Annotated in this window: 15 protein-coding genes and 2 rRNA genes (1 of these 17 only partly in view); 10 read left to right on the top strand and 7 right to left on the bottom strand. The window is 37.8% G+C overall.

Annotation, left to right across the window (positions count from 1 at the left end; translation table 11 throughout):
- Positions 1-49: 49 nt before the first annotated feature.
- From CHU_RS00590 to secDF, 4 genes are all read left to right on the top strand, one after another.
- Complete coding sequence (locus tag CHU_RS00590) at positions 50-634, top strand: non-canonical purine NTP diphosphatase (protein WP_011583525.1); 585 nt, start codon at positions 50-52, stop codon at positions 632-634.
- Entirely contained in the window at positions 631-1,242 is a 612-nt protein-coding gene (locus CHU_RS00585) for a uridine-cytidine kinase (protein WP_011583524.1), read from the top strand. The genes CHU_RS00590 and CHU_RS00585 overlap by 4 nt, the downstream gene beginning before the upstream one ends.
- Positions 1,243-1,290: 48 nt before the next feature.
- Positions 1,291-1,647, top strand: a complete 357-nt coding sequence (locus tag CHU_RS00580; RefSeq protein ID WP_041932101.1) for a hypothetical protein — start codon at positions 1,291-1,293, stop codon at positions 1,645-1,647.
- Positions 1,648-1,754: 107 nt separating this feature from the next.
- Positions 1,755-4,730, top strand: a complete 2,976-nt coding sequence (gene secDF / locus CHU_RS00575) for a protein translocase subunit SecDF (protein WP_011583522.1) — start codon at positions 1,755-1,757, stop codon at positions 4,728-4,730.
- Between the two features lie 84 nt (positions 4,731-4,814).
- Here the strand turns inward: secDF and CHU_RS00570 are convergent, their stop codons facing one another.
- Positions 4,815-6,995, bottom strand: a complete 2,181-nt coding sequence (locus CHU_RS00570) for a B12-binding domain-containing radical SAM protein (RefSeq protein WP_011583521.1) — start codon at positions 6,993-6,995, stop codon at positions 4,815-4,817.
- A 176-nt stretch (positions 6,996-7,171) separates the two neighbouring features.
- Positions 7,172-9,022: an aspartate--tRNA ligase gene (gene aspS / locus CHU_RS00565; protein ID WP_011583520.1), complete on the bottom strand. Its 1,851-nt coding sequence runs from the start codon at positions 9,020-9,022 to the stop codon at positions 7,172-7,174.
- Between the two features lie 258 nt (positions 9,023-9,280).
- Here aspS and CHU_RS00560 point away from each other — a divergent pair, with 258 nt between their 5' ends.
- Genes CHU_RS00560 through CHU_RS00550 form a run of 3 tightly spaced genes read left to right on the top strand, consistent with a single transcriptional unit; the run spans position 9,281 to position 11,097 of the window.
- Complete coding sequence (locus CHU_RS00560) at positions 9,281-9,964, top strand: hypothetical protein (RefSeq protein WP_049755400.1); 684 nt, start codon at positions 9,281-9,283, stop codon at positions 9,962-9,964.
- Position 9,965: 1 nt separating this feature from the next.
- The gene (locus CHU_RS00555; protein ID WP_011583518.1) at positions 9,966-10,412 is read left to right on the top strand and encodes a nucleoside deaminase; all 447 of its coding nucleotides are present in this window, start codon (positions 9,966-9,968) and stop codon (positions 10,410-10,412) included.
- Positions 10,413-10,467: 55 nt separating this feature from the next.
- Complete coding sequence (locus tag CHU_RS00550; protein WP_011583517.1) at positions 10,468-11,097, top strand: superoxide dismutase; 630 nt, start codon at positions 10,468-10,470, stop codon at positions 11,095-11,097.
- A gap of 311 nt (positions 11,098-11,408) precedes the next feature.
- Here the strand turns inward: CHU_RS00550 and CHU_RS00545 are convergent, their stop codons facing one another.
- A complete protein-coding gene (locus CHU_RS00545; protein WP_011583516.1) occupies positions 11,409-12,326 on the bottom strand; it encodes a polyphosphate kinase 2 family protein in 918 nt (305 codons plus the stop codon).
- A 292-nt stretch (positions 12,327-12,618) separates the two neighbouring features.
- On the opposite strand from CHU_RS00545, the gene CHU_RS00540 reads away from it, so the two are divergent.
- Entirely contained in the window at positions 12,619-14,517 is a 1,899-nt protein-coding gene (locus tag CHU_RS00540; RefSeq protein WP_011583515.1) for a sensor histidine kinase, read from the top strand.
- A gap of 9 nt (positions 14,518-14,526) precedes the next feature.
- Entirely contained in the window at positions 14,527-15,171 is a 645-nt protein-coding gene (locus CHU_RS00535) for a response regulator (RefSeq protein WP_041932100.1), read from the top strand.
- 15 nt (positions 15,172-15,186) lie between these two features.
- Here the strand turns inward: CHU_RS00535 and CHU_RS00530 are convergent, their stop codons facing one another.
- Together CHU_RS00530 and CHU_RS00525 are read right to left on the bottom strand one after the other, a co-directional pair.
- Entirely contained in the window at positions 15,187-15,591 is a 405-nt protein-coding gene (locus tag CHU_RS00530; RefSeq protein ID WP_011583513.1) for a response regulator, read from the bottom strand.
- A gap of 4 nt (positions 15,592-15,595) precedes the next feature.
- Positions 15,596-16,735, bottom strand: a complete 1,140-nt coding sequence (locus CHU_RS00525) for a sensor histidine kinase (protein ID WP_011583512.1) — start codon at positions 16,733-16,735, stop codon at positions 15,596-15,598.
- A gap of 274 nt (positions 16,736-17,009) precedes the next feature.
- Between CHU_RS00525 and CHU_RS00520 the strand changes: the two genes are divergently transcribed.
- Positions 17,010-17,297: a hypothetical protein gene (locus tag CHU_RS00520; protein ID WP_011583511.1), complete on the top strand. Its 288-nt coding sequence runs from the start codon at positions 17,010-17,012 to the stop codon at positions 17,295-17,297.
- Positions 17,298-17,527: 230 nt separating this feature from the next.
- On the opposite strand, the gene rrf is transcribed toward CHU_RS00520, so the two are convergent.
- Positions 17,528-17,639: ribosomal RNA gene (gene rrf / locus CHU_RS00515) — 5S ribosomal RNA — on the bottom strand.
- A gap of 105 nt (positions 17,640-17,744) precedes the next feature.
- Positions 17,745-19,894, bottom strand: a 23S ribosomal RNA gene (locus CHU_RS00510); it runs 747 nt beyond the window's last position.

The raw sequence follows: 19,894 nt of genomic DNA, 5'->3' as shown, positions 1-19,894 counted from the left end.
TTGGGAATTGGTAGTTGAATGCTGAATTTTGTATAAAATTATCAGTACTATGGTTTCTATTTGCTTTGCTACAAATAACAAGAACAAATTGGCTGAGGTACGTTCCAAGATCGGAGATCAGTTTACAATTCTGTCCTTAGAAGATATCGGCTGTATGGAAGAGCTTCCCGAGACGCAGCCTACCATTGAAGGAAATTCCGAACAAAAAGCACAATATGTTGCTCAAAAGTATAAGGTGAATTGTTTTGCCGACGATACGGGTTTATTGGTTGATGCGCTAAATGGCGCCCCAGGTGTCTATTCTGCCCGTTATGCCGGTCCGGAATGTTCACCGGAAGACAATATGAATAAACTGCTTGCTGCATTAGAAGGTATAAAAAACCGTGAAGCGTACTTTAAAACATGCGTAACGCTTGTATTAAACAATCAACAGTTTCAATTCAGCGGTGCTGTCAATGGCACTATCTTAACGGAACGTCATGGTGAAAAAGGATTCGGCTACGATCCGATTTTTCAGCCCAATGGTTATACAACCTCTTTCGCAGAAATGTCTATGGAAGAAAAAAATACAATGAGTCACAGAGCATTGGCGGTTGCCAAATTGTTTGACTATTTAAAATCCGCAGGCAAATGAAACCGCCGCTGGTTATTGGTATCTGCGGAGGAAGTGCTTCAGGAAAAACATACCTGAAGGATGTTCTGATTGAAAATAGCCCGGCTGGAAAAGTTCAGGAATTTACACTGGATAGTTACTATCTTCCCCGTGAATGGCAAAAAGCAGATGCTAACGGATATCTTAACTTCGACCTGCCGGAAGCTTTTAATACGCAAAAAATGATTTATGATTTTATGGACTTGTCCTCTGGTTTTTCCATAGAACAACCTATATATAAGTATAAAAACGTCCCCCTTTCTATTGATTTCAAAATTGTAGAGCCTGCTCCGGTAATCATTGCCGAAGGTATTTTTCTTTTTTATTACAAAGAAATGCGTGAACGTATTGATAAAAAGATCTTTATTGACGCTCCTTTTGAAGTAAAACGTCAGCGCAGAATTGAACGGGATGTCAGAGAACGTGGCTACGAAGTACCCGAAATTCACTATCGCTTTGATAATCACGCACAAGAATCTTATAACACCTATGTTTTACCCTATGTGCAGGAGGTTGATTATGTTATTGAAAACCAGCAAATGCTTGATTCCGCTATTCCTGCTTTATTGAAGCAGATTAAGGATTATTAAATAAATTTGTGTTCTATACTGATTTAGTTAGCTTTGCAGGCTATAACAATGAAAAGCACGTATTCTACATATCGTTTCACACTTCTTTTTGCATTGATCTTAACAATGCTTGGAGCAGTTTCTTATTCGCCCGTTCTTAAAGCGAATACAAAAACTGTTGCTAAAAGTGCCGATGAAAAAGAAAAGGCGAATCAGCAAACGGAGCACATTCTTACTATTGGTCAGCATGTGTTAAGCTCGTTATCTTTTTCATTTGAAAGCAATACTGATTACATTTCACCGGATATTGATATCTTCCATTTTTGTTTGCCGTTTGAAGTTGTACATCAAATCGTTTCTGCAAGTTTTCAGAATTCATACCTGAATAATATTTTTCCTTTTGCCATCTCAGCACAGGCCCCTTAATTCAGGGCTTCAGTCTAATCCTATTTGAACAGACTATTTTACAATCCGGCTTTTAAAGATAAAAGCTGTCCAATCATGTTTACCCAAATTTATATTTATACCTAACAATGAGAAATAAGAATTTAATTATCGCACTCACAGTGATAGTAACCGCACTGTGTTTCTTTTACATCTCATTCACCTTTGTAGCAAGAGGTGTTGAGAAAGATGCTGTAGATGCAGCAACAACAGCGGATGGAAAAGTAGACATCCAGAAAAAACAGGCCTATATGGACTCTATATATAATGAGCCTGTATATAACTTCTTAGGTGCAAAATATACGTACAAAGAAGTGAAATCTCTTGAGCTGGCATTAGGTCTTGATTTACAAGGCGGGATGCACGTTGTGCTTGAAGTTTCTCCTGTAGAAATTTTACAAGCTATGGCTGGATCAAATGCTGAAAGCGCTGATTTCAAAAAGGCTATTGAATTAGCGAAAGAAAAGCAACGTAACAGCCAGGGCACATTTCAACAAGCATTTTTTGACTCATACCGCAGCATTGCCGGTGCAAATAATCTGAGCAAAATTTTTGCAAATGCTACAAATAAAGGGAAAATTGATATTCGCTCTACTGATAAGGATGTAGAGAAAGTGATCAATGAAGAAATTGATTTGTCTGTTGAGCGTTCGTTTAACATTTTACGTAATCGTATTGATAAGTTTGGCGCCATTCAGCCAAACATACAGCGTATCCGCGGTACAGGCCGTATCCTTGTTGAATTGCCAGGCGTTGAAAACCCTCAGCGTGTTCGTAACCTGTTGCAAGGAACTGCAAAATTAGAATTCATGGAAGTATATCAGATCTATGAAATTGCAGAGAAAACAAACCGTATCAACGACTATTTAATAAATCTTGCTGAAGAGAAAAAAACATCTTCTGCATCTGATACTTCCGTTGCTGTAACAACTACAGATAATTCTTCTTTATTGGTAACAAACTCTGCTGACAAAGATGCAGCAACTGTTAAAGCCGATACATCTGCTGCGGCAAAAGACACAAGCAAAGTTTCTGACTTCTACCGTTTAATTCAGGCTCAAGGTGGTCTTATCTATAAAACAACAGATACTTCGATCATCAATAAAATTTTAGCGCTTGACAGAGTAAAAAGCATTATCGGAAATGACTTACGTTTTGTCTGGGACAGAAAAGCAAACGTTGTTGACGGAGATGTTGGATATATTGAATTAGTACCTGTAAAGGTTGGCCGTGACGGCAAAGCTGCATTAGCAGGCGATGTTATTACAAACGTGGGTTATGGTTTATCTTCTGATGGTAAAGGATACGAAGTATCTATGCAAATGAGCCCTGCAGGAGCTAAGTCATGGAGAAAAATTACAAAAGCTGCTTCTCAGGAACAAAACAAAAGACGTATAGCTATTGTACTTGATAACTCTGTATACTCTGCACCAACCGTGCAAGTTGAAATTCCAAATGGCAGCTCGTCAATTTCCGGAAACTTTACACTGGATGAATCTAAAGATTTAGCAAATATCTTAAAAGCCGGTAAACTTCCAGCTCCGGTACGTATCGTTGAAGAAGTTATCGTAGGTCCAACGCTTGGTCAAGAGGCTATTATGGATGGTTTAGTATCTATGTTCGCGGGTATTGCAATCGTTATCTTATTGTTAATTATGTACTACAGCAAAGGTGGTATGGTTGCTAACATTGCATTGGTGTTTAACATCATCTTTACATTAGGTTTCTTAGCTTCTCTTAACTCCGTACTTACACTTCCTGGTATTGCAGGTATCGTATTAACCATTGGTATGTCGGTAGATGCGAACGTCTTGATCATGGAACGTATCAAAGAAGAACTTGCAAATGGCAAGTCACTGCTTACCGCTATTGAACTTGGTTATGACAAAGCATTCAGTTCTATCTTTGACTCTAACTTAACAACAATTTTAACAGGTGTTATTTTATTCTTTTTAGGTGAAGGCCCGGTTAAAGGTTTCGCAACAACACTTGTACTTGGTGTACTTTGTTCATTCTTTACTGCAGTATATATTACTAAGCTGATCCTTTTATGGATGGCAAAAAACAAATCAGACAATGCTATTTCTTTCGATACATTCATTTCAAAAAATGCATTTAAGAATTTGAATTTTGACTTCATTTCTAAACGTAAAATAGCATATGTATTCTCTTCTGCTATCTTGATTATAGGTTTAGTACTAACAATTATACAGGGCGGCCTTAACTTAGGCGTAGACTTCAAAGGTGGTCGTTCATATATTGTTGAATTCAAAAACCCGGTTGTTGCTTCTGATTTAAGAGATGGTTTGAATGATTATTTTGAAGGTAATGGTACAGAAGTTAAAACGTATGGTTCAGATTCAAAAGTTAAAATAACAACCAGTTATTTAGTAGAAGATGAATCTGCAGACGCTGATAAAAAAGTAGAAGCTGCTTTAGTAAAAGGTGCTGAGAACTATGCTAAAAACAGTGAATTTAAAATATTAAGCTCTTCTAAAGTTGGTGCTACTGTTGCCGATGATATTAAAAATGCTTCGTGGAAAGCTATGTTAGCTTCTCTTATCGGAATTTTCTTATACATCTTCCTGCGATTCAAAAAATGGCAGTTGTCTTTAGGTGGTGTTGTTGCATTGTTCCACGATACACTAGTTGTTCTTGCTATTTTCGCAATCTTACGTGTATTCAATATCGACTTTGAAATTGATCAGGTAATTGTTGCAGCCTTACTGACAATTATTGGTTTCTCTATCAATGATACCGTTGTAATCTTTGACCGTGTTCGTGAATTCGACAAGGAATCTTCAAAATTAGATATGGCAAGCATGCTGAATGCATCTATCAACAGTACACTTAGCCGTACCATTATGACAACGGTTATTGTATTGGTATCGGTGTTGATCTTGTTTATCTTTGGTGGTGAAACATTAAGAGGTTTCTCTTTCGCCTTATTAATAGGTGTAGTGTTTGGTTCTTACTCCACAATCTTTATTGCCGTTCCGATGTTATTAGATCTTAGATCTAAAGCTGAAAAAGAAGCTGATGATAAAATTTTAGCAGGTAAATAATTATTGGTCCCTGTTTTACCACAAAAGCCTCTCTATTGAAAAATGGAGAGGCTTTTGTTTTTAAGATATGTAGTTTATGTGTTGTTAAAACCGTATCAGCAGCAATCCAGCGCTCCTTATCGCACTCCACGTTTCTGAATGCAACAATTGTTCCTCCGGTAAGTTTGTTTGTACACTGTATTCTTTTAAAAAATCGGAGAGCACAAGCAGCGATTTATGTGATTTTAATATTGTCTGTAATGTATACTCCAGGTAATTTGCGGATTTTACATCAAGCTTAGTAATAAGCATTCCATGGGGCGTTTCAATGACAATCTTAACATTTTTCCCTTGGGTTGTAAAGGTTGGCATATTGCCAACCCAACAAATTTTATACGCAAGCTTCGTTTCATCTTCGCCTGAACCTTCATTAATATGGCTTTGTATGAGCGTTGGCTGCAAAGTGGTTTTGGGAGTTTTAAACTCAAACCAATCCTGCACAGGCCAATCCAGACAATTTTCCATCATGAAATTATATAAGGATTTGCGCAAACCTTCTGCAAACAGGTCATGATCGCAGCCTTTCGGGTCTTCATGTATCAGATCATTATTTGCAAAGCTACCCTGTTCCGGCCCGATCTTTATTACCTGGTATTTTTCCGGATTTAATCCAACAGGACTGTGTGCAGTCATAGAGAAACGATGCCAGAAGCCCGACTGCAGTACACGTGCTTCAAACAACTGACGAACCACTTCAAGTGAGTCAATTGTTTCCTGTGCCGTTTGTGTTGGAAATCCAAACATCAGATAGGCATGTACCATGATGCCTGCCTGTGTAAAGTTTGATGCAACCTGAGAGACCTGCGCCACACTCACACCTTTCTCCATCATCTGTAATAGCCGATCCGACGCTACTTCCAACCCTCCAGTAACCGCAATGCAACCAGAAGCTGCAAGCAGTTTACATAAGTCGTCTGAAAATGTTTTTTCAAAACGAATGTTTGCCCACCAGGAAATATCCAGTTTGCGATCTAAAATTTCCAGCGCTAAATCACGCATTACTAAAGGCGGTGCGGCTTCATCTACAAAGTGAAAGCCTGTAGTACCTGTTTGTGCAATAATGGTTTCGATCTTGTCGGCCAGCACACTCGCTGCTGCAGGTTCATACCGGCCGATGTAATCCAATGAAATATCACAGAAAGAACATTTCTTCCAGTAACAGCCATGAGCCACGGTTATTTTGTTCCACCGTCCGTCACTCCATAATCGGTGCATAGGGTTTGCCATTTCAAGCATCGAAATGTATCCATCCAACAACAAGCCCGTGTAATCCGGTGTTCCCGTTTTGCTATGGGCTATATCCGGCATCTTACAGCCATTGATGTACATGACTTGCCCTGCTTCACGAATGAATGTGCGCTTCAATAAGGCTTTTTCTCTTTTGCCTTCTAAATATTCCAGTATATTAAGTATTGGTCTTTCGCCATCATCCAGTGAGATAAAATCTGTAAAGTCAAATACTCGTGCATCTGTCAGGCTACGCAGTTCTGTGTTAGGAAAACCGCCTCCCATCGCAATTTTTATATGCGGATATATTTTCTTTATGTGTTGCCCCGCTTTGAATGCGCCATAAACATTTCCCGGAAAAGGAATTGTAAAAATTACAATATCAGGCCGTTCAAGTTCAATATGTTTATCAACGATGGAAACCAATATTGAGTCAATACTATTATTTTTTTCTTCCAGTAATTTAAGCAATGGGTCAAACGATGTTGCTGAGCGTGCAATGTCTTCTGCATACCTACTGAATCCAAAATAGGGTGAAATGCATTCGATGATCAAGTCTCCGATATCTTCAATGAACAGCGTGCAAAGCATTTTAGCTTTGTCGTGTATACCCATGCTTCCAAACAGCCATTCAACTTCTTCATTCAGTGCTTCGAAACGTGAAGCCTGCGGAAGATAATCACCTGCACAGATCTTATGCGCAAGTGTTATATTTTTATTTTGCAGAAAACGAATGACGGCATCTACACAAAACGCATAACGATCGCGCTGACTTAAAATGTGCTGCACATTGGGCGACAGATCTTTTTTCAAAGATGCTTCGTCAAACAATTGAACAAGTGTTTTTTTATTAAAGATGCCAAGGATCAGCTCCAGACCCAGATCTGATTGTGTACAATCCGTATATACTGTCTCATTCAGAAACCCTTTCAGGTAGGCTGTTGCAGGATATGGCGTATTTATCTGCGTTAAGGGCGGTATGAATAAGGATATCTTCAAATAGTTAAGCTAATAATTGTATACTATATGTCTAAAAACTTAAAAGAAAGGTCTTATAACAGAAATATTATCTAATATTTCTGTTATAAGACCGAAAATAAGTCTAATAGAAAATGTATTTATATTGTAATTATTTTCTAAATGACAATCTATTGGAGCATGTCACAACATTAAGCCTAATTAGCAGTTATATTATGATCGTCTTTTGAAGTATCACGTTTAACATTAAATGTTTCTTCAATAATATTTGGTATACCAATTCTTCCTTTATCAGCAACTTTAACATCAATGCTTAATTCTTTTAATTGTTTATCGTCAATCACAGATGGAGAATCGATCATCACATCTCGTCCTGAATTGTTTTTAGGAAAAGCAATGAAATCACGGATAGAATCTACACCACCAAAGATTGAACACAGACGATCGAAACCGAATGCTAAACCAGCGTGTGGTGGCGCGCCATATTCAAATGCTTCAAGCAGGAAGCCGAATTGTGCTTTCGCTTCTTCTTCTGTAAAGCCCAATACTTCAAACATTTTATTCTGAACCGTCCTGTCGTAGATACGGATAGAACCACCACCAACTTCAACACCATTGATAACTAAATCATATGCGTTTGCATTCACGCTTCCTAGCTGATCAAACGGAAGCTTCATAAAGGCATCAATGTCTTTCGGTGATGTGAATGGATGGTGCATTGCAAACCAGCGTTGCTCTTCTTCACCAAACTCTAACAATGGAAAGTCAATCACCCATAACGCAGCAAATTTGTCTTTCGGACGTAAACCTAAACGGCTTCCTATCTCCAGACGTAAATCATTTAATTGTCCGCGCACTTTATTTCCGTTACCGGAAAGGATCAACATTAAATCCCCCGGTTTCGCATTGAAACGTTCTGCGATTTTTTTCAGATCATCTGCAGAATAAAATTTATCTACAGAAGATTTCAATGTGCCATCAGCTGCGTAACGTACCCACACCATTCCTTTAGCGCCGACTTGCGGGCGCTTCACGAATTCTGTTAAGGCATCGATTTCTTTACGTGTATATTCAGCACAACCTTCTGCATTGATACCAACGACAAGATTTGCTTCATCAAAAACCTGGAAGCCTTGTGATTGAACTATATCTGTAAGCTCAACAAACTTCATTCCGAAACGGATATCCGGTTTGTCACTTCCGTAGTATTTCATTGCATCTGCAAATAACATACGCGGAACTTCAGGCAGATCAAATTCTTTTACTGTTTTAAACAAGTGACGCACCAGGCCTTCAAACATATTTAAAATATCTTCCTGTTCAACAAAAGACATTTCACAATCTATTTGTGTAAACTCCGGCTGGCGGTCTGCACGCAGATCTTCATCACGGAAACATTTTACAATTTGAAAGTATCTGTCAAAGCCAGCTACCATTAACAATTGTTTGAATGTTTGCGGTGATTGCGGCAATGCATAGAATTGCCCCGGATTCATTCTTGAAGGAACAACAAAATCTCTGGCACCTTCCGGTGTAGACTTGATCAATACAGGCGTTTCAACTTCAAGAAAATTATTTGCATCTAAATATGTTCTTGTTTCTCTTGAAACTTTATGGCGCAGTTCCAAATTTTTCCGTACAGCATCTCTTCTTAAATCCAGATAGCGATACTTCATACGCGTTTCATCTCCACCGTCTGTTTCATCTTCGATCAAAAATGGTGGTGTTTTAGATTCGTTTAATATTGTTAATGCAGTAATTTTAACTTCGATATCCCCCGTTGGCATTTTAGGGTTTTTCGCAACACGTTCAATAACATTTCCTGTTGCCCTGATAACAAACTCACGCCCAAGTTTGCGTGATGTTTCCAATAGTTCAGCAGATGATTTCCCTTCTTCTAAAATTAATTGCGTCATGCCATAACGGTCACGTAAATCAACCCATATCATGCCGCCTTTATCCCGTACACGTGCAACCCATCCGCAAAGAGTTACTTCTTTATTTACATCCGATATTCTTAATTCACCACACGTTTGAGAACGTAACATAGCTTCTCTAAATTTAATATTTTAAACAGGTTTACAATTTAGGCGTTTTTTATAAAATTTCCCTGATTATTTACGGAAAACCTGTTTGTCGGCCTGTTTCAATCAGAATTTCGGTTATAAAAAAACATACTGTCAATCAACTCTTTATAGTCATAGTTTTAACAATAGCTGTTTTTTGTACAAAAAGCTCGATTAAATATCCGTTTGATTACGCTCAACGTGCTGTTTTTTGTACCTTGCTACACTAATTCCACAGTTATGAAAAATATTCTCTTTGTTTGTTTTGCGCTTCTTTTATTGTCTGCCGGTCAACCTAAGCTTGTAAATCAGAAAATGGTTGAAGGTATTACAGTAGGCATGCCTAAAGACTTTACACAGATGTCTGACGATGATATTGCAAACAAATATCCATCAACAAAAAAACCTGTTTCGATGTATACCAATTTAGACCGTACCGTTGATTTTGGTTTGAACATAAGCAAGTCCAGATGGGGCGGATTGGATCTGAATATTCTAAAGGATATTTTTCATGCTACCATTGTTGATTCATATGATACCGTTATATTTCTTCAGGAAGATATTATTTCAATCAATGGCAGGCCTTATGTACGTTATGAATACAATTCGCGTTTTGATAAAACAGAAGGATATCATTATTTACTGATTTCGATTCTTGCTAAAACAGTCGGTGAAGCAGATGTTGACAAGGAGAAATTAGCGCCTGATAACGCAAATCATTTATTGATTTTCAATTTTTATTGTGCAAAAACATATCAAACAAAATATCAACCGATTGCCGGTGTAATGATGCAAAGCATTCATGTTAATACAAACCAGGCGTGTAAGGCTATTCCTTCTGCTGAAAAGCCCGCAGCTAAAGGCTTGGTAACACCGGAACAAATTCTACAGGATCAGAAAAAACGCGGCACAAAAAATAAATAATATGCTTTCAATTCACAGCGATGAGCATTTTATGCGGGAGGCATTAAAGGAAGCGCAGAAGGCGTTTGAAAAAGGCGAGATACCCGTTGGCGCAGTTGTAGTGAGCAACAATCAAATTATTTCACGTGCGTATAATCAAACAGAATTATTGTCAGATGTAACAGCTCATGCAGAAATGCTGGCCATAACAGCTGCTGCCAATCACTTGGGAGGGAAATACCTTAGTGATTGCACCTTGTTTGTAACACTTGAGCCGTGTGTTATGTGTGCGGGAGCACTTACCTGGTCGCAGATTGGAAATGTAGTATATGCAGCTAAAGATATCAGAAGAGGTTACAGTACTATTTCCGGTTTAAAAATGCATCCGAAAACACGTGTCTGCCAGGGACCTTTTTCAGAAGAAAGTGAAAAGCTATTGCTTGATTTTTTTCGTAAACTCAGAAATTAATTCTAACTTATCTATTATTCTAAAATTAATTACTCAATTTTAAACATATACAATTATGGCTTTTGAATTACCTGCATTACCGTATGCTACTAACGCTTTAGAACCAAACATTGATCAGGCTACTATGGAAATTCACCATGGCAAGCACCACAATGCTTATGTAACAAACTTAAACAACGCTATTAAAGGTACAGATGCTGAGTCTTTATCTATTGAGGAGATCTGCAAAAATATCAGCAAATATACTCCGGCTATCCGTAACAACGGCGGCGGACATTTCAATCACTCTTTATTCTGGACTGTAATCGGGCCTAACGCAGGCGGAACACCAACAGGTGAGTTAGCAACTGCAATTGATAAAGCATTTGGTTCTTTTGATGCATTTAAAGAACAGTTTGCTGCTGCTGGTGCAACACGTTTCGGATCAGGATGGGCTTGGTTGGTTGTTGCTAATGGTGAATTAAAAATCACATCAACTCCAAATCAGGATAATCCGTTAATGGATATTGCTGAAGTAAAAGGCACACCAATTCTTGGCCTTGATGTTTGGGAACATGCGTATTATTTAAAATATCAAAACAGAAGACCTGATTATATTGCAGCATTCTGGAATGTTGTAAACTGGTCAAAAGTTTCTGCGCTTTACAGTGCAGAAAAAAATAATCTGAACGTTTCTAATCAATAAAAAAGTCCCGCCAGAAACGGGACTTTTTTATTTTTATGTATTGCCTGAATCCTGCTTAATATTATATAAAAATACTAAATTTTGCAGAAAGGCATTATCCTTTGTTAACTAATTAACTAGTAATCAATAATTCAGCTCAAAAAATTTGAGAATGATATTTTTATCACGTAACCTTGTATTACTTATTCAATGGGGCATTTTTAGAATAAGTCATTAAACATTTAATGTGTCATTTTTTATTAGATTTTTCAGTCAGCTTCAAATGATAGAGAGGCATGCATAATACCTCTCTATCTATTTGAAATGCATAATTAATCTGAACTTTTTTCTGCGACTAATTCTGCCTTTGCTTTTTCCAGTTCAGCTTTTTGTTCAAGCGAAACAGTTGGGAATGTCAGGTTTAATTTTTCCAGTTCGGTGCAAATAATTTCAGCAATCAATAAACGTGTAAACCATTTATCATCTGCAGGAATAACAAACCATGGCGCCTGTTTCGTTGATGTATTAGCCAGCATATCTTCATATGCGTTTCGATAATCTTTCCAGTGTGCCCGTTCTTTTAAATCTCCGGTTGAAAATTTCCAGTTTTTGGTGTCCAATTCAATGCGTTCAATAAATCTCTTTTTCTGTTCTTTTTTTGAAACATGTAAAAAGAACTTTAACACTATTGTTCCATTTTCAGATATATGCTGTTCAAAGTTATTGATCTGTTGAAATCGTTTGTCCCAAAATTTCTGATTTACCTGTTCAATAGCAGTAACCCCTGACGTTTGCTCCGACAGTAAATATTCCGGATGCACGCGCGTCACTAACACATTCTCGTAATGAGACCTGTTAAAAATCCCGATTTCTCCTGTTGCAGGCAACGCAACATAATGTCTCCATAAATAATCATGTGACAATTCTATTTTGCTTGGTACTTTAAAGCTGGTTACTTTCACTCCTTGTGGGTTCAAGCCTGTCATAATATGTTTAACCGTGCCGTCTTTCCCTGCAGCATCCATTGCCTGAAAAACAATCAATACACTTTTAGTTCCGCTTGCATATAGCTTTTCCTGTATCTCAGATAATTTGCTAATGCCCAGGTTTAATAATTCTTCCCCTTCCTCTTTAGTAAGCATTTTGTGATCATAATCTGTATCAAAATCTTTTTTAAGATCAATGGATTGTTTCGGTTTTACTCTAAGCGTTTCAACATATTTTGAAAGCTTTGAAAAATCAGTGGCCATAGTACCTGTTTTATATTGTTTATACCTGCTTTACACGGGCTGGTTTATATAAATCTACAAAAATAATGTTCCAAGCCTAATATTGCGCCTATAAAATCCACTCTGGCGTTATAATTTCCCATAATCTCGCATTGAATTACTTAAATACGCTTCCTTTTGATTTAGTTTTTTTATCTTTATTACGGTAATCCTGTATTGAAAAATCAGTAATTTTACCTAATAATTAGAGTCTCAATCATAACGACAGAATTGTAAACGCATTTTAAATTCCGTCGTACTTAATCATACCACATTGGCTCAAGGGTTTAAAATCGGTTTTATTCAAAAACTTACTATTTCTACGAAATTGGCCATTTCGTATCTGTTGATCGGTATCGTAACGCTGCTTACCGTATCTTCTATCCTCTATTATATTTTCAAGAAAACAATTATTGATAAAACCACTAATCAATTAATTGCTGTGAATGTGATCAAGAAAAAATCCATCGAGGATTTTCTCTTAGGTACGATCCGGGATATACGTGATGATGAGTTTCAGCTGAATGCATATCCATTAAACAGTTTAGGTAGCCTGCACATATTGGATAAAAATTTTTCAATGAACAGCAATGATTCTATATATGATAGTTCTATGCTTTCTGTGTATGAAGATATTGTATTCATGGACGCTGCAGGTACGGTTATCAAGCATGCTACTCCATTGATCACCTTTTCTGATTCGGCATTAAAAGATCTGCATCATAAATTCAGATTAAATCATGCGTCAACTGGCAATGAAATATTTTTTTATGACATTACAAATCAATATGGTGTAGATCACCCGCAATTGTTGTGTGTGTTTAAATTGAAACATGCATCTATCTGGGGTATATATATCATTAACCATTCTTATATAAATGATATTATAGAAATACGTTCGGGAATGGGTAGTACCGGAGAATCGTATCTGGTAGGCAAGGATCTTTATATGCGCAGTAAATCGCGTTTTTTTGAAGATACTATTCCAAATAAAATTCAGGTAAATACCAGTGCTACACAACACTTCTTCTCTGGTAAAACACTTCAGGAAGGTGCTATTATACATGATTACAGAAACATTCCTGTCATAAGTGTACAAAGTAAAATTGACATACCTGGTATTGATTGGGTGTTGATCTCTGAAATAGATGTAGATGAAGCTATGTCAACAGTAGATACCATAAAGAATTACATGATTGGTGTTGCCGTTTTGATCTCGCTGGTTTTAATGGTCGTTACATTGCTTTTAGTCCGGCAGATTGTGGATCCTATTGCTAATCTAACGCGCTTAATTGATACAATTTCGTTAGGAAAATTTAATCAGTCTTTTCAAAAGCAGAATTTTTCTGAAGATGAAATAGGGAAGTTTGAAGATGCGATATTAAATCTTCAGCATCGTATAGCAGAAACAGCTTCGTTTGCAGATGAAATAGGTAAAGGCAATCTTTCTGCTGAATATGAAACCATGAGTGATGAAGACACGCTGGGTAACGCATTATTGAAAATGCGTGTTGACTTAATTGAAAGCAAAGCCAATGAAAAACTTTTAACCAAACAAAAAACAAGCGCTCTTATTGAAGGCCAGGAAAAAGAACGGGAACGGTTAGCCAGAGAACTTCATGATGGTCTTGGACAAATGCTTACAGCTATACGATTACGCATTGGCATGCTACAGGACGAGCATAAAAGCAAGAAGGAAATTCAACAGATTATTGACGATACGATAAAAGAATTACGACGCATTTCAAACAATGTAGTGCCGGCTGTACTTATTGATTTTGGGCTTGCTGCAGGTATTAAATCATTGGTTGAGTATTCTATGAAATTGTATCATATACCCATTGTGTTGTCATACGATTCATTTGGATTTGAAACAAAACCAAAGAATGATTTTGATATAAATGTAAGTCTTTATCGCATTGCACAGGAAGCTATCAATAATTCCATCAAATATTCTAACACATCTGAAATACGCATTTCATTAGTGGAAAAAATTGACAGCATACAGATGGAAATTTCTGACAATGGCATTGGATTTGATCTGAAAAATAAAGTTGATGGAAAGGGCATCGGCAACATGAATGAACGTGCGAAACTCATTGATGGAAACTTCTCTATTCAATCAAATAAAACAGGTACAACAATATTAATTACGGTACCTTTAAACTTTTAATTTACGATGATGAAAAAGATCTCTATTATTATTGCTGATGATCATACCCTGATCAGAGATGGTATTAAATCGCTGTTGCAATCTGTTGATGAATTTGAAGTAGTTGGCGAAGCGACCGATGGAGATGAGTTGATTCAATTCATTGACACACTGGATCCAGAAATCGTGGTTCTTGATATTACGATGCCCAAAAAGTCAGGTATAGAAGTAATTACTGAAGTAAAAAAATATAATAATCGTGTGAAATTTATTGTGCTCTCCATGCATGACAATCCTGAATACGTTTTAAAAAGTGTTCAATCGGGAGCGCTATCTTATTTATTAAAAAATACAGATCATGAAGAAATTATTAAAGCTGTTAAAGCTGTAAGTGCTGGTCAGAAATATTTTTCTCCCGATATCTACTCTATTATTTTGAACGGGCTTGCAAACCCTGAGTTGGTAAAGGCGAGCCAAATTGCAGAAACATTGACAAAACGTGAGCTCGAAGTTTTGAAAGAGGTTTCTATGGGCTTAAGTACAAAATTGATTGCTGATAAACTATTTATAAGTGTTCGTACTGTTGAAACCCATCGCATCAATCTTATGAAAAAATTAGATGTTCATAATTCTGCAGAATTAATAAAAAAAGCAATGGATTTGAATATTATTTAAATGCTCAAGTGTGTATTAAGCTACATCTTCTAAAAGCATGCTTATTTTTTCCTGACTTAGTGGTTTTACAATGTAGCCTTCTACATCAAAATCCTTTGTCTTAGTTATGTCTGCTGGATTGTTGGAAGATGACAGGACAAATATTTTAAACTTCTGAGTATATAACGGCATTTGCTTTTTTAATTCTTTTAGAAAATCAAAGCCGTCCATTACGGGCATATGTAAATCTAAAAATATTATTTGCGGACAGGTTGGCGCACAATTGATTGTACAGTTATTTGAGACAAAGTTCAACGCTTCTACACCATTTTTTACGGTACTTATTGTTTCCGTAATGCCTAATTTTTTAATAATAACTTCACTGATGAAATTACTTGTTTCGTCATCATCAATTAGTAATATGGACTTGAATTTTCTCATAGCCTTAAAATATTATTTTAAAAATTGATCCTACATTAACCGTGCTTTCAACTTCGATTTTGCCGCCTTTATCTTCAACGATCTTATTGATAATATATAAACCAACGCCTGATCCGTCTATGTGGTCATGAAAACGTACGAATAGCTTGAATAGTTTCTCCTTATGCAATTCAAGGTCTATTCCTAAGCCATTGTCTTTTACACTGACTTCAATCTTATTCGTCTTTCTATTAAACGATGAAGTGATTTCAATGTTTAGTTTTCTATCAGGAGATTTATACTTAATGCTATTTATAATTAAATTATAGAGAATACTCTTAAATGCCTGCCGGCTATATGTTATTGTTTCGACATTTAAACCCAGTGTAATATTTGCATTGCTTGTATTGACTGTTATTTCATTTTCAAGCAGTATTTCTTTTAATACCTCTCTGATATCAATATTTTGAATGTCTTCATATGGATTGGATTGTATTTTCACAATGTCCGTTAAATTGATTACTGTATTTTTTACTTTCGTTGCAGATGTTTCGATTTTTGAAAGTAATAATTCAATGCTGGTGTTTTCTTTTAGGTCTGTTGTTTTCAACTCGCTTTTTAGTAACTGAACTAATCCTTCAATATTATTGACCGGCGATTTTAAATCGTGGGAAGCTGAATAGATAAAATTATCCATGTCTTTATTTAAACGCACAAGATTTTTGTTTGAATCTTCTAATTGTCTTGTACGTTCTACTACAATTTTCTCAAGTTGTTCCGGTGATTTTAACGTTAATGCAACCGGAATTACTTTATAAAGACCAAAGACTGTTACCCAGGATATAATAGCTGTAATGAATAATATTAATGCGCTGAGACGATATACCGGCGCCCAAAAAATCACCACATCAACTAAATGCGTAAGCCCGCATAATAATATGAATAATATGAACAGCCATAATACTTTTACGAATGGAATTTCATTGTTTTTTTTCCTTAATAAATAAAATAAGCTGAAGGGTATGGCAAAATAAGCAGCCCAAATAGCTAAACTGGAACATATGTATAACCACCCGTGAAAATCACTCCATTTCCCGCAAAACCATCTTGCAGGCCAGGACTCGGTTAATAATAGTTTTGAGAAAAAATCTAATATTTCTTCCATAGAATATTTTGCTAGCCAATGTTGAATTACTAAAAATGAAGTTTGTTATCCGATCCGATAATTTATTGCAAACTTTGACAGTAAATATACGCCTAATTCCGGGGTTTTGTTTTTTTGCTAGCACCTTCCTTCTGATACTATGTCTAAAAAAAACCGTTATTTAATTACTTTGTCCTCCTGTGTTTATTGAAACAAATAAATATACGTATTTTCCTGTATTACGTTTTGATTAAAATACTTATATACTTGCAACAAATCAAGATTATAATGCCTGATGAGATTTGTATTTATAGTAATGCTACATTTAAATATAAATGCAATTGCTACTGCTCAAACTGATAATACAGAAGATTTGAATTACAAGCATTTGCACAATAGTAGTAAGCACGAACAGGCTGCAGTGAATAATTCCGATCTTGTTGAACAGAACGTAACGTTAAATAATCAACGCACCCATAAAAAAACATCACGTCCTTATATTGTTTTACCAAGTGATCGCACTCCTGAAACTAATGTACAGGGTAAAAAAACAAAACGAAATTATAAAAACCAGTTTAATTAACCGTTAATTTTTAACTGTGTTTAACGTTGCTCTAACGAAGTGTTTTAGCAACGTTTTTTTTATAAAGGTTTATTGCCTTTATAAATACACATCAATATTCTATATTCCGTTTTGTCTTCGGTATGATTATGTCACATCACCATTAGTTATAACTCTGATACACTGTTTGGTAAGGGTACAGGTCTAAACACAAAAAACCCTTATCGGTTAGGATAAGGGTTTTGATAATAAGTTGGCAGCGACCTACTCTCCCACATTTGACTGCAGTACCATTGGCGCAGTTGGGCTTAACTTCTCTGTTCGAAATGGGAAGAGGTGAACACCAACGCTATAGCCACCATTAAGGTGTGTGTCTGCTTTGCTTTTCTGTCTCCGCTGGAGAACCTGGCTGTTTAGCAAACTAATAGGTTTGACCTAATGATTATAGGGTATATCAAAGTACTTTTCCAAAGAAAATTATCGGGTAATTAGTACTGCTCAGCTATGCCATTTCTGACTTTACACTTGCAGCCTATCAACGTCATAGTCTCTGACGTCCCTGTATGGAAGTCTCATCTTGTGGTGAGTTTCGCGCTTAGATGCTTTCAGCGCTTATCTCGTCCCAACGTGGCTACTCTGCACTGCACCTGGCGGCACAACAGATACACCAGAGGTTAGTCCAACCCGGTCCTCTCGTACTAAGGTCAGGTCCACTCAAACTTCCTACGCCCATCACAGATAGGGACCGAACTGTCTCACGACGTTCTGAACCCAGCTCGCGTGCCACTTTAATCGGCGAACAGCCGAACCCTTGGGACCTTCTCCAGCCCCAGGATGTGACGAGCCGACATCGAGGTGCCAAACCTCCCCGTCGATGTGAGCTCTTGGGGGAGATCAGCCTGTTATCCCCGGCGTACCTTTTATCCTTTGAGCGATGGCCCTTCCATGCGGAACCACCGGATCACTATGCTCTACTTTCGTACCTGATCGACTTGTTTGTCTCACAGTCAAGCTCCCTTATGCCATTGCACTCTACGTACGGTTACCAAGCGTACTGAGGGAACCTTTAGAAGCCTCCGATACTTTTTTGGAGGCGACCACCCCAGTCAAACTACCCACCATGCACTGTTTCCCTATTCAGGGGTTAGACTCCAAGTAAATAAAGGGTGGTATTTCAACGTTGGCTCCACGAATACTAGCGTACCCGCTTCAAAGCCTCCCACCTATCCTACACATCATTTACCCAAAATCAATGCAAAGCTATAGTAAAGGTGCACGGGGTCTTTCCGTCCCGTGACGGGTAAGCGGCATCTTCACCGCTACTACAATTTCACCGAGCTCACGGCTGAGACAGTTCTCAGATCGTTACACCATTCGTGCAGGTCGGAACTTACCCGACAAGGAATTTCGCTACCTTAGGACCGTTATAGTTACGGCCGCCGTTTACCGGGGCTTCGATTCAGACCGTCGCTTACGCTAAGCCCCCCTCTTAACCTTCCGGCACCGGGCAGGTGTCAGGCCCTATACTTTATCTTTCGATTTCGCAGAGCCATGTGTTTTTGTTAAACAGTCGCCTGAGACTTTTCACTGCGGCTTCTCTATCGCTAGAGGAAGCACCCCTTCTCCCGAAGTTACAGGGTTAATTTGCCGAGTTCCTTAGCCGTGAATCACTCGCGCACCTCAGGATTCTCTCCTTGACTACCTGTGTCGGTTTGCGGTACGGGTCGTATATACCTGAAGCATAGAAGATTTTCTTGGAAGTCTGTTTACAGTCACTATCAACGCTGCCGAAGCTTTGTTGTACTATCACCTTCGACATCTCGAGCGGATTTGCCTACTCAAAATATATCTACGGGTTTTAACCTGGTATTCCGTCACCAGGCGAACTTTTCACTACTCCGTCTCTCCATAGCAGTATACACAAGTACTGGAATATTAACCAGTTGTCCATCGACTACTCCGCCACTACAACGGATTTGCCTTAGGTCCCGACTAACCCTGATCCGACGAACGTTGATCAGGAAACCTTAGTCTATCGGTGTAAGGGATTCTCACCCTTATTATCGTTACTTATTCCTACATTTGCTTTTCCAAGCCCTCCAGCAAAACTCGCGTTTCGCCTTCACCGGCCTTGGAATGCTCCCCTACCACTTATACTCCTAAAGTATAAATCTAAAGCTTCGGTACTACCCTTGATGCCCGTTTATTATCGATGCCCTGTCGCTCGACCAGTGAGCTGTTACGCACTCTTTAAATGAATTGCTGCTTCCGAGCAAACATCCTGGCTGTCTCTGCAACTGGACCTCCTTTGTTCAACTTAGGATAGATTTTGGGACCTTAGCTGTTAGTCTGGGTTCTTTCCCTCTCGGACTTGGACCTTAGCACCCAAGCCCTCACTGCCGGGTATATTTAGCGGCATTCGGAGTTCATCAGGATTTGGTAGGATTTGACTCCCCCTAGTCCTATTGGTAGCTCTACCTCCGCTAAACTTTACCCCGACGCTGTACCAAAATACATTTCGGGGAGTACGAGCTATTTCCCAGTTTGATTAGCCTTTCACCCCTACCCACAGCTCATCCGAAAACTTTTCAACGTTTACCAGTTCGGACCTCCATTGC

Origin of the sequence: Cytophaga hutchinsonii ATCC 33406 (genome assembly GCF_000014145.1) — a bacterium.
Classification (GTDB): domain Bacteria; phylum Bacteroidota; class Bacteroidia; order Cytophagales; family Cytophagaceae; genus Cytophaga; species Cytophaga hutchinsonii.
This window is presented reverse-complemented; position numbering and strand designations above follow the sequence as displayed.

Bases quoted from the DNA above. Each gene is read 5' to 3' on its own strand.
- CHU_RS00560 (WP_049755400.1), top strand. From the start codon at position 9,281: ATGAAAAATATTCTCTTTGTTTGTTTTGCGCTTCTTTTATTGTCTGCC.
- secDF (WP_011583522.1), top strand. From the start codon at position 1,755: ATGAGAAATAAGAATTTAATTATCGCACTCACAGTGATAGTAACCGCA.
- aspS (WP_011583520.1), bottom strand. From the start codon at position 9,022: ATGTTACGTTCTCAAACGTGTGGTGAATTAAGAATATCGGATGTAAAT.
- CHU_RS00580 (WP_041932101.1), top strand. From the start codon at position 1,291: ATGAAAAGCACGTATTCTACATATCGTTTCACACTTCTTTTTGCATTG.
- CHU_RS00555 (WP_011583518.1), top strand. From the start codon at position 9,966: ATGCTTTCAATTCACAGCGATGAGCATTTTATGCGGGAGGCATTAAAG.
- CHU_RS00545 (WP_011583516.1), bottom strand. From the start codon at position 12,326: ATGGCCACTGATTTTTCAAAGCTTTCAAAATATGTTGAAACGCTTAGA.
- CHU_RS00590 (WP_011583525.1), top strand. From the start codon at position 50: ATGGTTTCTATTTGCTTTGCTACAAATAACAAGAACAAATTGGCTGAG.
- CHU_RS00520 (WP_011583511.1), top strand. From the start codon at position 17,010: ATGAGATTTGTATTTATAGTAATGCTACATTTAAATATAAATGCAATT.
- CHU_RS00530 (WP_011583513.1), bottom strand. From the start codon at position 15,591: ATGAGAAAATTCAAGTCCATATTACTAATTGATGATGACGAAACAAGT.
- CHU_RS00550 (WP_011583517.1), top strand. From the start codon at position 10,468: ATGGCTTTTGAATTACCTGCATTACCGTATGCTACTAACGCTTTAGAA.
- CHU_RS00525 (WP_011583512.1), bottom strand. From the start codon at position 16,735: ATGGAAGAAATATTAGATTTTTTCTCAAAACTATTATTAACCGAGTCC.
- CHU_RS00535 (WP_041932100.1), top strand. From the start codon at position 14,527: ATGAAAAAGATCTCTATTATTATTGCTGATGATCATACCCTGATCAGA.
- CHU_RS00585 (WP_011583524.1), top strand. From the start codon at position 631: ATGAAACCGCCGCTGGTTATTGGTATCTGCGGAGGAAGTGCTTCAGGA.